General features: G+C 71.0%; 14 protein-coding genes and 1 tRNA gene. 5 read left to right on the top strand and 10 right to left on the bottom strand.

Features of this window, described 5'->3' with window-relative positions:
- Positions 1-67: 67 nt before the first annotated feature.
- Genes galE through O7623_RS25370 form a run of 3 tightly spaced genes read left to right on the top strand, consistent with a single transcriptional unit; the run spans position 68 to position 2884 of the window.
- Positions 68-1051 carry a UDP-glucose 4-epimerase GalE gene (gene galE / locus O7623_RS25380; RefSeq protein ID WP_282225484.1) on the top strand — a complete coding sequence of 328 codons (984 nt, stop codon included), beginning with the start codon at positions 68-70 and terminating at the stop codon, positions 1049-1051.
- The gene (gene galK, locus O7623_RS25375) at positions 1048-2289 is read left to right on the top strand and encodes a galactokinase (protein ID WP_282225483.1); all 1242 of its coding nucleotides are present in this window, start codon (positions 1048-1050) and stop codon (positions 2287-2289) included. The genes galE and galK overlap by 4 nt, the downstream gene beginning before the upstream one ends.
- A gap of 43 nt (positions 2290-2332) precedes the next feature.
- Positions 2333-2884, top strand: coding sequence for a hypothetical protein (locus O7623_RS25370; RefSeq protein ID WP_282225482.1), 552 nt, complete (start codon positions 2333-2335; stop codon positions 2882-2884).
- A gap of 58 nt (positions 2885-2942) precedes the next feature.
- Here the strand turns inward: O7623_RS25370 and O7623_RS25365 are convergent, their stop codons facing one another.
- The 8 genes from O7623_RS25365 to O7623_RS25330 all read right to left on the bottom strand — a co-directional run bounded on the left by O7623_RS25365 (position 2943) and on the right by O7623_RS25330 (position 10485).
- Positions 2943-4232 (bottom strand): GTP-binding protein, encoded by a 1290-nt coding sequence (locus O7623_RS25365; RefSeq protein ID WP_282225481.1) that lies wholly within the window; start codon positions 4230-4232, stop codon positions 2943-2945.
- The gene (gene cysD / locus O7623_RS25360; protein ID WP_282225480.1) at positions 4232-5143 is read right to left on the bottom strand and encodes a sulfate adenylyltransferase subunit CysD; all 912 of its coding nucleotides are present in this window, start codon (positions 5141-5143) and stop codon (positions 4232-4234) included. Before cysD ends, O7623_RS25365 begins: the two co-directional genes overlap by 1 nt.
- 87 nt (positions 5144-5230) lie before the next feature.
- Positions 5231-6064 carry a 3'(2'),5'-bisphosphate nucleotidase CysQ gene (locus tag O7623_RS25355; protein ID WP_282225479.1) on the bottom strand — a complete coding sequence of 278 codons (834 nt, stop codon included), beginning with the start codon at positions 6062-6064 and terminating at the stop codon, positions 5231-5233.
- Positions 6065-6176: 112 nt separating this feature from the next.
- Positions 6177-6764, bottom strand: coding sequence for an aminoacyl-tRNA hydrolase (gene pth, locus O7623_RS25350; protein WP_282225478.1), 588 nt, complete (start codon positions 6762-6764; stop codon positions 6177-6179).
- A gap of 75 nt (positions 6765-6839) precedes the next feature.
- Positions 6840-7508 carry a 50S ribosomal protein L25/general stress protein Ctc gene (locus tag O7623_RS25345; RefSeq protein ID WP_282225477.1) on the bottom strand — a complete coding sequence of 223 codons (669 nt, stop codon included), beginning with the start codon at positions 7506-7508 and terminating at the stop codon, positions 6840-6842.
- A gap of 286 nt (positions 7509-7794) precedes the next feature.
- Positions 7795-8775, bottom strand: coding sequence for a ribose-phosphate diphosphokinase (locus O7623_RS25340; RefSeq protein WP_282225476.1), 981 nt, complete (start codon positions 8773-8775; stop codon positions 7795-7797).
- Positions 8776-8838: 63 nt separating this feature from the next.
- The gene (glmU, locus tag O7623_RS25335) at positions 8839-10377 is read right to left on the bottom strand and encodes a bifunctional UDP-N-acetylglucosamine diphosphorylase/glucosamine-1-phosphate N-acetyltransferase GlmU (RefSeq protein ID WP_282225475.1); all 1539 of its coding nucleotides are present in this window, start codon (positions 10375-10377) and stop codon (positions 8839-8841) included.
- 36 nt (positions 10378-10413) lie between these two features.
- Positions 10414-10485 (bottom strand) — tRNA-Gln (locus tag O7623_RS25330).
- A gap of 210 nt (positions 10486-10695) precedes the next feature.
- Between O7623_RS25330 and O7623_RS25325 the strand changes: the two genes are divergently transcribed.
- Together O7623_RS25325 and O7623_RS25320 are read left to right on the top strand one after the other, a co-directional pair.
- A complete protein-coding gene (locus O7623_RS25325; RefSeq protein ID WP_282225474.1) occupies positions 10696-11667 on the top strand; it encodes an acyl-CoA desaturase in 972 nt (323 codons plus the stop codon).
- Between the two features lie 166 nt (positions 11668-11833).
- Complete coding sequence (locus tag O7623_RS25320; protein ID WP_282229564.1) at positions 11834-12439, top strand: TetR/AcrR family transcriptional regulator; 606 nt, start codon at positions 11834-11836, stop codon at positions 12437-12439.
- 13 nt (positions 12440-12452) lie between these two features.
- Here the strand turns inward: O7623_RS25320 and O7623_RS25315 are convergent, their stop codons facing one another.
- Entirely contained in the window at positions 12453-12923 is a 471-nt protein-coding gene (locus O7623_RS25315) for a DUF4383 domain-containing protein (protein WP_282225473.1), read from the bottom strand.
- A gap of 147 nt (positions 12924-13070) precedes the next feature.
- Positions 13071-13526, bottom strand: a complete 456-nt coding sequence (locus tag O7623_RS25310) for a DUF4383 domain-containing protein (RefSeq protein ID WP_282225472.1) — start codon at positions 13524-13526, stop codon at positions 13071-13073.
- Between the last annotated feature and the right edge of the window lie 8 nt (positions 13527-13534).

The raw sequence follows: 13534 nt of genomic DNA, 5'->3' as shown, positions 1-13534 counted from the left end.
ACTCTGTTGGATCGTGGCTGAATGTGATGGAATACCGGGCGGACGGCCTGGCGGGAAGGGACCGATTGTGAAACTCCTGGTAACCGGCGGTGCCGGCTACATCGGCAGCGTGGTGACCCGGCTGCTGATCGACGCCGGGCACGAGGTGACGGTGCTCGACGACCTGCGTACCGGGCACCGGGTGGCGCTCGCCCCCGAGGCGACGTTCGTCGAGGCCGACGTGCACGACGTCGCGACCGTGCTCACCCCGGACGCCGGCTTCGACGGCGTGCTGCACTTCGCCGCGCTGATCGCCGCCGGCGAGTCGGTGGTCCACCCCGAGTGGTACTGGCGCAACAACACCGTCGGTTCACTGGCGCTGATCGACGCCGTCCGGGCCGCCGGGGTGTCGCGGTTCGTCTTCTCCTCCACCGCCGCCGTCTACGGCAACCCCAGCGAGATCCCGATCACCGAGTCCGCCACCAAGGCCCCGACCAACCCGTACGGTGCGACGAAACTCGCCGTCGACATGGCGCTGACCAGCGAGGCCACCGCGCACGGGCTCGCCGCGACGTCACTGCGCTACTTCAACGTCGCCGGTGCCTGCCTGCGCCCCGACGGCACCGCGCTGGGCGAACGCCACGAACCGGAGACCCACCTGATCCCGATCGCCCTGGAGGTCGCCGCCGGCCGCCGCGACAAGCTGCAGCTGTTCGGCGACGACTACCCGACCCCGGACGGCACCTGCGTCCGCGACTACATCCACGTCGAGGACCTCGCCCGCGCCCACCTGCTCGCCCTCGACGCCGCCGTCGGAGGCGAACACCGCATCTACAACCTGGGCAACGGCAGCGGCTTCTCCAACCGCGAGGTCGTCGAGGTCGTCCGACAGGTCACCGGCCACCCGGTGCCGGTGGAGATGTCCCCGCGTCGCCCCGGCGACCCGGCCACCCTGGTCGCCTCGTCGACCCGGGCACACGACGAACTCGGCTGGCGGCCGCAGAAACCCACGCTGGCCGAGATGGTCGCCGACGCCTGGGCGTTCCTGCCGTACCGGCAGGTGCGGTCGTGACCGGGCTGCCCGGCGGGCCGGTCGCGCCGCAGACACCGGTCACGGCCGGCACGTCGGTCGCCCGCCGCGCCACCGACGGCTTCATTCGGCGGTACGGCGGCCCCCCGGCCGGGGTCTGGGCCGCCCCGGGCCGGGTCAACCTGATCGGCGAACACACCGACTACAACGACGGCTTCGTGCTGCCGTTCGCCCTGCCGCACCGCACCGTCGTCGCGGCGAGCCCGGCGGAGCAGGCCGAGCCGGCAGAGCAGGCGGACCAGGGCTGGACGGTCTGGTCGGAGCAGTCCGACGAGCAGATCGTGATCAGTGCCGCCGACGCGGACCGGCCCGGCGCGGTCGACGGCTGGGGCGGCTACGTCGCCGGGGTCGTCTGGGCGTTGCGCGAGGCCGGGTACGCCGTACCGGCCGCCCGACTGGCGATCGCCTCCGACGTACCGCTGGGTGCCGGCCTGTCCTCGTCGGCCGCGCTGGAAGCGGCGGTGCTGACCGCCCTGGCCGACCTCGGCGGCGTCGGCACCGACCGGCTGCCGGTCGACCAGCGGCCGGCGCTCGCCCAGCGGGCGGAGAACGTCTACGCCGGGGTGCCCTGCGGGATCATGGACCAGTCGGCGTCGATCCGCTGCCGGGCCGGGCACGCCCTGTTCCTGGACTGCCGTTCCCTCGAGGTGGACCAGATCCCGTTCGACCTGGCCGCCGCCGGGCTGGCGGTGCTGGTCGTCGACACCCAGGCCCCGCACCGGCACGTCTCCGGCGAGTACGCCGCCCGGCGGGCCGCCTGCGAGCAGGCCGCGACGGTGCTCGGCGTACCGGCGTTGCGCGACGTCGGCGTCGACGCCCTGCCGGCGGCGCTGGACCGGCTGCCCGACGACACCACCCGTCGGCGGGTGCGCCACGTGGTCACCGAGAACCAGCGGGTCCGCGACACCGTCGCGCTGCTGCACTCCGGGCAGGTCCGCGAGATCGGGCCGCTGCTGACCGCCTCGCACGCCTCGATGCGCGACGACTTCGAGATCACCGTGCCGGAGGTGGACGTCGCGGTGACCGCGGCGCTGGCCGCCGGGGCGTACGGGGCCCGGATGACCGGCGGCGGGTTCGGCGGCTGTGTGTTGGCGCTGGTCGATGCCGACGCCGCCGGGACGGTGGCGGCCGCCGTCGCGGCGGCGTACGCCGACAACGGTTTCGCCACACCGGTCAGCTTCACCGCCCTGCCCTGTGCCGGAGCCGAACGGATCCACTAACCTCGCCGCAACACAGTAGACCGGCGACGGTGGAGGTTGCCCCGTGGTGCAGCAGTTGACCGACCGGCTGTCCGGGGACGCCCCGTTCCTGGTCCGGATCGACGGGTCGAGGTTCCTGGCCACCGCTGGCGCGCTGGCCGGCGTCGGCTGGCTGCTGGCCGGCGGGCTGCTCGGCGGGGTCGGTTACCTGGTCGCCCGGGAGGCACAGGTGGGCCGGGTGTTCACCGCCGCGCTGGTCGGCGTACCGGTGCTGCTGCTCGGCGCGGTGCTGGCGGCGACGGTGGCGCTGTGGCACGGGCGGTTCACCGGCCGGGGGCCGGTGCTGGCCGCCGACCGGACCGGGGTGTGGGTGGCCAACGGCAGTTTCCGGGTGAACCCGGTCTGGTTGCCGTGGGACGCGGTGTCGGCGGTGCTGGTCCGGCGTACCTGGTGTGAGGATCTGATCTGCATCGACGCTCAGACCCCGCATCCGGCGGTCCCGCCGGGAGCCCGGTTGATGGTGCCGACGATGCTGCTGGACCGGCGCAGCGCCGACATCGTGGCGGTGCTCAGCGCGCTGGCCGGCGGCCGCGCACCGGTCTACGGGCGCTGGTGAGCGCAGCCGGTCGGGTCCCGTCGTGCAGCACGGACGGAACCCGACCGGGTTGCCCTGGTCAGCCGGCTTCGATGATCATGCCGGCGGCGGCGGTCCGGTTGGTCGACTCGTCGACCAGGATGAACCCGCCGGTGGTGCGGTTGCGCCGGTACTCGTCGGTCAGCAGCGGCACCGTGGTGCGGAACTTGACCCGGCCGATGTCGTTGAGGCCGAGCTGGCTGGCCGTCTCGTCACGGTGCAGGCTGTTGACGTCCAGCCGGTACTGCACGCCACGGACCACGGCGCGGGCGCTGCGGGTGGTGTGCTTGATCGCGTACTTCGCACCGACCTGCAACGGCCGTGACTCGTCCATCCAGCAGATCATCGCCTCGATGTCCTGGGCCGGGGTGGGCGCGTTGTGCGGCCGGCAGATCAGGTCGCCACGGGAGATGTCCAGCTCGTCGGTGAGGCGTACGGTGACCGACATCGGCGGGAACGCCTCGTCGACCGGTCCGTCGGCGGTCTCGATGCTGGCGATGGTGCTGGTCAACCCGGACGGCAGCACCATGATCTCGTCGCCCGGCTTGAGCACCCCGGAGGCGACCTGCCCGGCGTAGCCCCGGTAGTCGGTGACGACCGTCGACTGTGGCCGGATCACGTACTGCACCGGGAACCGGACGTCGACCAGGTTACGGTCCGAGGCGATGTGCACGTGCTCCAGGTGGTGCAGCAGCGACGGGCCTTCGTACCAGGGGGTCTTCTCCGACCGGGTGGCGATGTTGTCGCCGTGCAGCGCGGAGATCGGAATGACCGACAGGTCCGGCGCCTCCAGCTTGGCGGCGAACGTGGTGAACTCGTCGGCGATCGCCTCGAACACCGACTGGTCCCAGTCGACCAGGTCCATCTTGTTGACGCAGAGCACCAGGTGCGGCACCCGCAGCAGCGAGCAGAGGAACGCGTGCCGGCGGGACTGCTCGACCAGACCCTTACGGGCGTCGACCAGGATCAACGCCAGATCCGCCGTGGAGGCACCGGTGACCATGTTGCGGGTGTACTGGATGTGCCCCGGGGTGTCGGCGATGATGAACTTGCGCCGGGGGGTGGCGAAGTAGCGGTAGGCGACGTCGATCGTGATGCCCTGCTCCCGCTCGGCCCGCAGGCCGTCGGTCAGCAGCGCCAGGTTGGTGTACTCGTCACCCCGGGCCGCGCTGACCGCCTCGACCGCTTCCAGCTGGTCGGTGAAGAGCGACTTGGTGTCGTAGAGCAGCCGGCCGATCAGGGTCGACTTGCCGTCGTCGACGCTGCCGGCGGTGGCGAACCGCAGCAGGTCCATGGCCCGGGTGGTGGGGGCGTCAGCCGTCACCGTCATCAGAAGTAGCCCTCCCGCTTGCGGTCCTCCATGGCGGCCTCACTGACCCGGTCGTCGCCACGGGTCGCCCCGCGCTCGGTGATCCGGGTGGCGGCGACCTCGTCGATCACCTTGTCGACGGTGTCCGCCGGGGAGCGCACCGCCGCCGTGCAGGAGGCGTCACCCACCGTACGGTAGCGGACCTGTTCGATGAACGGGGTCTCGCCGGAACGGGGCTGGATGAACTCGTTGACGGCGTACAGCATGCCGTCGCGTTCGATCACCTCGCGCTCGTGGGCGAAGTAGATCGACGGCAGCTCGATCTGCTCGCGGGCGATGTAGTGCCACACGTCCAGCTCGGTCCAGTTCGACAGCGGGAAGACCCGGATCGACTCACCCGGGTGGTGCCGGCCGTTGTACAGCGACCACAGCTCCGGCCGCTGGTTCTTCGGGTCCCACTGGCCGAACTCGTCGCGGAACGAGAAGACCCGCTCCTTGGCCCGGGCCTTCTCCTCGTCCCGGCGGGCCCCACCGAACAGGGCGTCGAACCGGTACTTCTCGACCGCAGCCAGCAGCACCGGGGTCTGGATGCGGTTACGCATCCCGTCGGGCGACTCGTGCACCAGGCCGGACTCGAGCGCCTCCGGCACGCTGGCCACGACCAACTGCAGGCCGAGCTCGTCGACCCGGCGGTCCCGGTAGTCGAGCACCTCCTGGAAGTTGTGCCCGGTGTCGACATGCATCACCGGGAACGGGATCCGGGCCGGAGCGAACGCCTTCTGCGCCAGGCGCAGCATCACGATCGAATCCTTGCCGCCGGAGAAGAGCAGCACCGGGCGCTCCAGCTCGGCGACGACCTCGCGCATGACGAAGATGCTCTCCGACTCCAGCGCGTCGAGGTGGGAGACACGGTACGCGGTGGCGCCACTCATCACAGCCACCTCCGGTCGTGGCGGGCGGTCCGAAGCTTGGTCATCCGAATACCAGACCTTTCCGGTTGGCAAGCTGGAGATCAGAGGTCAGGATACCTGCAGATGCTGCCGCAACGCTGCGAGCAGTTTGCTGGCAAGATCTCGTCGACAGACCACCAGATCCGGCAGTCGCGGGTTGGCCTCGTTGTACCGCAACGGGGATCCGTCGATCCGCGAGGCGTGCAGGCCGGTGGCGGTAGCCACGGCGACAGGGGCAGCCGAATCCCATTCGTACTGGCCGCCGGCGTGCACATAGGCGTCGGCGTCACCGGCGATCACCGCAGCGATCTTGGCCCCGGCCGACCCCATCGGCACCAGCTCGGCGTCCAGGTCGGCGGCGAGCGCCGTGACGAACGCCGGCGGGCGGCTACGGCTGGCGGCCAGCCGGATCGCGCCGCCACCGGCACCGGGGGCCGGCATCGGCGGGTACGGCGGCGGATGCTCGGTGCTGATCGTGCGGTGCTGGGCCGGCAGCCCCACCGCTCCGGCGACCAGCCGGTGCGGGGTGGACCCGTTGCGGGACCAGAGCGCCACGTGCACCGCCCAGTCGGCGCGACCCTCCTCGGAGAACTCCCGGGTACCGTCGAGCGGATCGATGATCCAGACCCGGTCGGCGGTCAGCCGCGACGGGCCGGCGTCGGCGGAATCCTCCGCCGACAGGGCCTGACGGGAACCGTCGTCCTCCTCCGACAGCACCGCGTCCGCCGGCCGCCAGCGGGCCAGCTCGGTGCGGAGCAGGTCGTGCGAGATCTTGTCACCGGCCGCCTTGAGAGCGGCCGGGTCGGCATACCCCAGCTCCTGGCGGACCTGTAGCAGCGACTCGCCGGCGCGCCCGGCGAGCCATCGGGCGAACGCGGCGTCGGTTACCGGTGGCGTGCTCATCTGGCTCCTCTCCTGCCTACCCGGCGACGCCGGGCTCTCCCCCCGCAGTCCACGGACAGGGTCCTGCCCGGTTCACGATCCAACCGCCCAGATGTAACGCCACGGTTTTCGTTCACGTGCTGTGGTACGTGTTCTGGGCCCACTCGAGACCCCGGACGACCACCGCTTCCACCAGGTCAGCGGCCCGATCGACGAGAAATTCGAGTTCCTTGCGTTCAGTTGTCGAGAAATCCGACAATACGTAGTCGGCGGGGTCCTGCCGGCCGGGCGGACGCCCGATACCGAACCTGACCCGCAGGTACTCCTTGCTGCCCAGCGACCGGGACATGGAGCGCAGCCCGTTGTGGCCGCCCTCGCCGCCGCCCTGTTTCGCTCGCAGCCGACCGTAGTCGATGTCGAGCTCGTCGTGAACCGCCACGATCTGATCGACCGGTACCTTGTAGAACTGGGCCAGCGACGCCACCGGCGCCCCGGAGAGGTTCATGTACGTCAGCGGCTTCGCCAGCACCAGCTTCGGCCCGCCGAGGCCGAGCCGACCCTCACCGGTCTCGGCCGCCGCCCGCCGGTGCCGGCCCAGCCGCACGCCCAGCCGGCCGGCGAGCAGGTCCGCGACCATGAAACCGACGTTGTGCCGGTTGCGGGCGTACTCCTTGCCGGGGTTGCCCAGCCCGACCACCAGCCAGGGTGCCGTCTCCACCACACCTCCCGAAACGGATCAAGGCGTCGCCGCGCTGGCAGGGCCAGCAGCGGGACGCCCGGATCGCTGAACGGCTGGTCAGGCCTGTACGGGCTGCTCGGCCGCCGCCTCGGTCGGCTGCTCGGGGGCACCCTCCTCGGCACCTTCCTCGGCCGCCGGCTCCTCGGCCACCACGCCGGCCTCGGCGTCGAGCTGCTCGGCGGTCGGCGCGGCGGAGACCACGACCAGCACCGTCTCCGGGTCGACGGTCAGCTCCACGCCCTGCGGCAGGGTGACGTCGCCGGCGGTGACGTGCGAGCCGGCCTCCAGGCCCTCGATCGAGGCTTCCAGCGACTCCGGCAGCCGGGTCGCGTCGGCGCTCACCGACAGGGTGTCGTGCTCGTGCATCACCAGGGTGTTCTTCGCCGGCTCGCCGACGAGCTGGACCGGCACGTCCACGGTGACCTTCTCGCCGCGACGGACCAGCAGCAGGTCGACGTGCTCGAAGGTGTCCTTGATCGGGTCACGCTGGATGGCCTTGGTCAACGCCAACGCCTGGGTGCCGTCGGTGATGTCGATGGCGAACAGCTGGTTGGCGCCACCGTGACGGATCGCGGCGGCGAACTCACGGGCGGGCAACGCGATGTGCTTGGGCTTCTCGCCGTGGCCGTACAGCACGGCGGGCACCTTGCCGGCCCGGCGGGTACGGCGGGCACCACCCTTACCGAACTCGGTACGGGGCTCGGCGCTGATCTTTACCTCGGACACGGGAGTACTCCTGGAGTTTGGCAGTGCGTGCGGGGGAACCTGATCCGGCTCCGGGGAGTCGGATGCGATGTCAGCGGTGCCGGGCGAAGGGGCACGCGGGGCGCTCGTCCAATGGGCAGTGCCCGGAGCACCGCGTCGATCACGGTGCTTCCGTGCGGCAGCGCTTGGTCAGCAGCGGCCCGCAGGGCACCCTCGCCGTGGCAACCGCACTAGTCTACCCGAGGCTGGTGAACAGCTTCAGGCAGTCCCCGGGTAGACGCAGGAGGCTCCCGCTCGGGCGTGGAGGTCAGCTCAGCCCGCCGAACAGGGTGGTCACCGATCCGTCGTCGAACACCTCGCGGATCGCCCGGGCCAGCAGCGGTGCGATCGACAGCACGGTGAGCTTGTCGAGCTGCTTCTCGGCCGGCAGCGGCAGCGTGTTGGTCACCACGACCTCGCTGATCCGGCTGTTCTTCAACCGCTCGGTGGCCGGGTCGGACAGCAGCGCGTGGGTCGCCGCGACCGCGATGTCCGAGGCACCGGCCTCGTAGAGGATCTCGGCGGCCTTGGTGATCGTGCCGCCGGTGTCGATCATGTCGTCGACGATCAGGCAGACCCGACCCTCCACGTCGCCGACCACCCGGTTGGCGACCACCTGGTTGGGCTTGAGCGGATCCCGGGTCTTGTGGATGAAGGCGAGCGGGCAGCCGCCGAGCCGGTCGGTCCAGCGCTCGGCGACCCGTACCCGCCCGGAGTCCGGGGCGACCACCGTCATCGGCCGGCCGGCGAAGCGCTCCTCGACGTAGCCGGCCAGGATGTCCATCGCGAAGAGGTGGTCCACCGGGCCGTCGAAGAAGCCCTGGATCTGTGCGGTGTGCAGATCGACGGTGAGGATCCGGTTAGCCCCGGCGGTACGCAGCAGGTCGGCGATCAGCCGGGCGGAGATCGGCTCCCGGCCCCGGTGCTTCTTGTCCTGGCGGGCGTACGGGTAGAACGGCAGCACCACGGTGATCCGCTTGGCCGAGCCGCGCTTGAGCGCGTCGACCATGATCAGCGTCTCCATCACCCAGCGGTTCACCCCGTGGGTGACCGACTGGACGACGAACGCATCCGAACCACGTACCGACTCCTTGAACCGGACGAAGATCTCACCGTTGGAGAACTCGTACGAGTCGGCCGGAGTGGGCGCCACGCCGAGCACCTCGCCGATCTCCTGGGCCAGCTCGGGAAACCCCCGGCCGGAGAAAAGCATGAGGCTCTTGCGGTTCTCGGCGACGATGCTGCCCATCGAGATGTCTGCTCCCGTCCGGGTGATGGCGGTCGCCGACCTGGTGGGTCAGGCGCCGCTGGACTAGTCAGTCGCAGTATCTCCCGGATCGGTGCCGCTGGCATCGCGATGGTGGGCCGCCTCACCGTCGGCGGCGGCCCGGCGGGCCGCTTCCGCCGCCGGGGTGCCGGCCCGGCGGGACTGCACCCAGCCCTCGACCACCCGCTGCGACGCCCGGGTCACCGCCAGCGCACCCGGCGGGACGTCCTTGGTCACCGCGCTGCCCGCGCCGACGTACGCGCCGGCACCGATCTCCACCGGCGCGATCAGGCTGCTGTCGCAGCCGACGAAGGCGGCCTCCCCGACGGTCGTCCGGCTCTTGCGCACCCCGTCGTAGTTGACGAAGATCGTGGCCGCGCCGATGTTGGCCCGCGCACCGATCGTGGCGTCGCCGACGTAGCTCAGGTGCGGCACCTTCGCCCCGGCACCCAGCTGCGAGTTCTTCACCTCGACGAAGGTACCGACCTTGGCCCGCTCGGCCAGCTCGGCGTCCGGGCGTAGGTAGGCGTACGGCCCGACGCTGGCGCCGGCACCGACCCGGGCCCGTACGGCGTGCGAGCGCAGCACGGTGGCGGCCGGGCCGACGCTGGTGTCGACCAGGGTGACGTCCGGCCCGACGGTCGCGCCGGCGCCGACCGTGGTGGCCCCGCGCAGCTGGGTGTTCTGGTCGATCACCGCGTCGCGCCCGACGTCGACGGTCACGTCGATCCAGGTGGTCGCCGGGTCCAGGATGCTCACCCCGGCCCGCATCCAGCCCTCGTTGACCCGGTCGGCGAGCAACCGGCGCAGTCGGGCCAGCTCGACCCGGTCGTTGCAGCCCAGCGTCTCGGTGACGTCGGCGGCGACGTGGACGCCGACCGGGGCTCCGGCGGCGGCGAGCAGGCCGACGGCGTCGGTGAGGTACTCCTCGCCCTGGTCGTTGTCGGTGGTCAGCTTGCCCAACGCGTCGCGCAGCCGGACCGCGTCGAAGGCGTAGATGCCGGCGTTGATCTCGCGGATCCGGCGCTGCTCGGTGCTGGCGTCGCGCTCCTCGACGATGCGCTCCAGGCCGCCGACGGCGTCCCGGACGATCCGGCCGAGCCCGGTCGGGTCGGCGACCTCGGCGGTCAGCACGGTCGCCGCCGCGCCGGCCGACTCGTGCGCGGCGATCAGCTCGGCCACGGTCTCCGGGCGCAGCAGTGGCACGTCGCCGTTGAGCACCACGACGGTGCCGGTGGCCTCCGGCGCGGCCGCCATCGCCAGCCGGACGGCGTGTCCGGTGCCGTGCTGCTCGGCCTGCAGGACCGGCACCGCCGCCGGGGCGATCTCCGACAGGTGCGCGGTGACCTGCTCGGCGCGGTGCCCGACCACGACCAGGGTCTGCTCGGCACCGGCCGCCGAGGCGGCGGCCAGCACGTGCCCGACCAGCGTCCGGCCGAGCAGCGGGTGCAGCACCTTGGGCAGGTCTGACTTCATCCGTTTGCCCTCGCCGGCGGCGAGGACGACCACGGTACGGGACCGGGGCTGGACCACGAGGATGCTCCCGTCAGGGCGGCGGCGATCTGGCTTGACCTGGCACGACATCTGTCACCGCTGCGGCGGGGGCGATGTCGTGGGAAGCTCGGCCGCTAGGACTCGAACCTAGAATATCGGGACCAAAACCCGAGGTGTTGCCAATTACACCACGGCCGATCGTGCTACGGGCACAGCTTATCGTGCCGGGCCGGTCCCGGCGCACGGCCGTGACCCGGGTGGGTGGCGGAACGAATCAACCGTAGAAAACTACGGCTCCGTAGGTTACGGTGACGTAGGCGTAAGTTTCCGATCTTCACCGCTGGCCGCCGCACCGGCTTTCGCACGTACCGGCGTAAGCGGTTGAACCCGTCACCGCTGCGAGGTGCCATGTCCACTGCCCTACTCGAGCCGCCACAGACCACCCCCGGACCCGCCCCGAAGCCGCTGACCGTCGGCAAGCAGTCGCTCGGCGTACTGATCGCCCTCGGGGCCTTCGTGGTCATCCCGTTCCTGGCGGTCCTGGCCGCCGTCCCGGTCGCCTGGGGCGGCTGGCTCGGCTGGTCCGACGTGATCATCGGTGGGGTCTTCTACGTGGTCGCCGGACTCGGCATCACGGTCGGCTTCCACCGCTACTTCACCCACGGGTCGTTCAAGGCGAAGCGGTGGCTGCGGATCGCGCTGGCGCTCGCCGGGTCGCTGGCCATCGAGGGCAACATCATCCAGTGGGTCGCCGACCACCGCCGGCACCACGCCTACAGCGACATCGAGGGCGACCCGCACTCGCCGTGGCGCTTCGGCACCAGCGTCTGGGGACTGACCAAGGGCCTGCTCTACGCCCACGTCGGCTGGCTGTTCCACCGCGACCTGACCAACCAGGAGCGCTTCACCCCCGACCTGCTCGCCGACAAGGACATCCGCCGCATCGACCAGTTCTTCCCGGCGCTGGTCGTGTTCACCATGCTCGCCCCGGCGGCGATCGGTGGCCTGGTGACCTGGTCCTGGCAGGGAGCGCTGACCGCGTTCTTCTGGGCCGGCCTGGTCCGGGTCGCGCTGCTGCACCACATCACCTGGTCGATCAACTCGGTCTGCCACGTCTACGGCGAGCGCCCGTTCGAGGTCCGCCAGGGCGACAGGGCGTCGAACTTCTGGCCGCTGGCGATCCTCTCGTTCGGCGAGAGCTGGCACAACCTGCACCACGCCGACCCGACCTGCGCCCGCCACGGCGTCCTGCGCGGTCAGATCGACATCTCCGCCCGGGTCATCTGGCTGCTGGAGAAGAGCGGCGCCGCGTCGAACGTCCGCTGGCCCAAGCCGGAACGCATCGCCGCAAAGCGCATCAAGGCCGTCACCGAGGTCTGACCCGGGACAGTGCCGGGCACCCGCCCGGTAGCCCGGCACTGGCAGGATGGGCCGAGTGACTGACAACCCAATCACCAATGGTGACGTCGCGCGGCCACGGACAACCGCGTCGCCGGCACCGCCGCCACCACCGGCGGTGCCGGCCAAGCCGAGTTCCCGGGTCCGCATGTCAGCCGCACAGCGCCGGGAACAGCTGATCACCATCGGCCGGCAACTGTTCGCCGAGCGGGGCTTCGACGCCACCTCGATCGAAGAGGTCGCGTCCCGGGCGAAGGTCTCCAAACCGGTCGTCTACGAGCACTTCGGCGGTAAGGAAGGCCTGTACGCGGTCGTCGTCGACCGGGAGGTCCGGGCGCTGCTGGACCGGATCACCACCGCGCTCACCGCCGGACATCCGCGGGAGCTGCTGGAGCAGGCCGCGCTGGCGTTACTCGACTACATCGAGACCGAGACCAACGGCTTCCGGGTGCTGGTCCGCGAGTCGCCGCTGCTGTCGGCCGCCGGCAACTTCTCCAGCGTGATGAACGACGTCGCGCACCAGGTGGAGCACATCCTCGGTGCCGAGTTCAAAAGCCGCGGGTACGACCCGAAACTCGCCGAGCTCTACTCCCAGGCCCTGGTCGGGATGGTGGCACTCACCGGCCGCTGGTGGCTGGAGGTCCGCAAGCCGCGTAAGGAGACGGTCGCCGCGCACCTGGTCAACCTGGCCTGGAACGGGCTGTCCCACCTGGAGGCCCGACCCACCCTGCTGACCCGCCGCCGGACCCGCTGAGATCCGCCGCCGGTCAGCGACCGGCCCGCTGCGGGTGGCGCTGCTGTTCGTCGTCGGAACCGGCGGATTCGACCGGGCCGACCTTGTCGTACAGCCCGGTGGCCAGGAAGACCATGCCGAAGAGCAACGACACGATGACCGTGGACATCGAGAAGTTGAGGAAGTTGGCGCTGGTCCGCAGTAGGCCGAGCATCAACAACCCGGTCACCATGAAGACCACCGCGATGGTCAGGTTGGCGTAGTGCCCGGCCTGACCGCCAATGAGCGCACCGATCAGGATCAGACCGCCGTAGGCGACCGACGACAGCGAGAACGCCAGGTTGGTCCGCAGCCCGAGCACCCACACGTCGTCCCGGGCGAACAGCGGGTCACCCCAGGTGGCGAGCACTCCGGCGATGCCGAAGATCAGGACGTACAACCCGGTCAGCCCGGCGATCGTCCGGTAGACCGGGCGCAGCGGATGGTTGACCGGGATGTGCGCCATGGCTGCCGCTCCTGTCGCTGGCCGTGGCCCACGCGACCGGCGCGCGGGCACCTCCGCAGCGGATTGTCCCCCGCTGGTCGGGCCGCCCGCAGGCGAACGGCGCAGCGCCGCGCGACGGCTGTGCCGGCCCTGCGCGAGGAGGACGCCTCAGAGCAGCAGACGGCCGTCCTGCCAGGCCTTGGCTTCGTCCTCGGTGCCGACCTTGCCGTACATCCCCGCCATCAGCAGGACCAGCCCGACGATCATGACGACGACGCAGGTGCTGACCGTGAAGTTGAGGAAGTTGGCGTCGGTCCGCAGCACCGCCAGCTCGGCCAGGCTCAGCGCCATCAGGCCGTACGCCAGGATCTTGTTGATCGCCGTGTCGACGTTGCGGCCGATCCCGACCCCGGCGAGCACCACCACACCCAGCAGCACCGACACCACGGCGAATCCGAAGTTCGCGCCCTGACCGAGCACCCGCGTGTCGTCCTGGGCGAACGGCGCGTCGCCGGCCGTGACGATCAGCCCGACGACTCCGAAGATCGCCAGATAGAGGCCGGTGAGCGCGCCGATCGCCCGGTAGATCGGCCGGGCCGGGTGGTTCACGGGGGTGTGCGCCATGGGGTCTG

The sequence above is a fragment of the Solwaraspora sp. WMMD791 genome (assembly GCF_029581195.1).
Taxonomy (GTDB): Bacteria; Actinomycetota; Actinomycetes; order Mycobacteriales; family Micromonosporaceae; genus Micromonospora_E.
The sequence above is the reverse complement of the archived record's forward strand: the minus strand, read 5'-3'. Positions and strand labels throughout refer to the sequence as shown.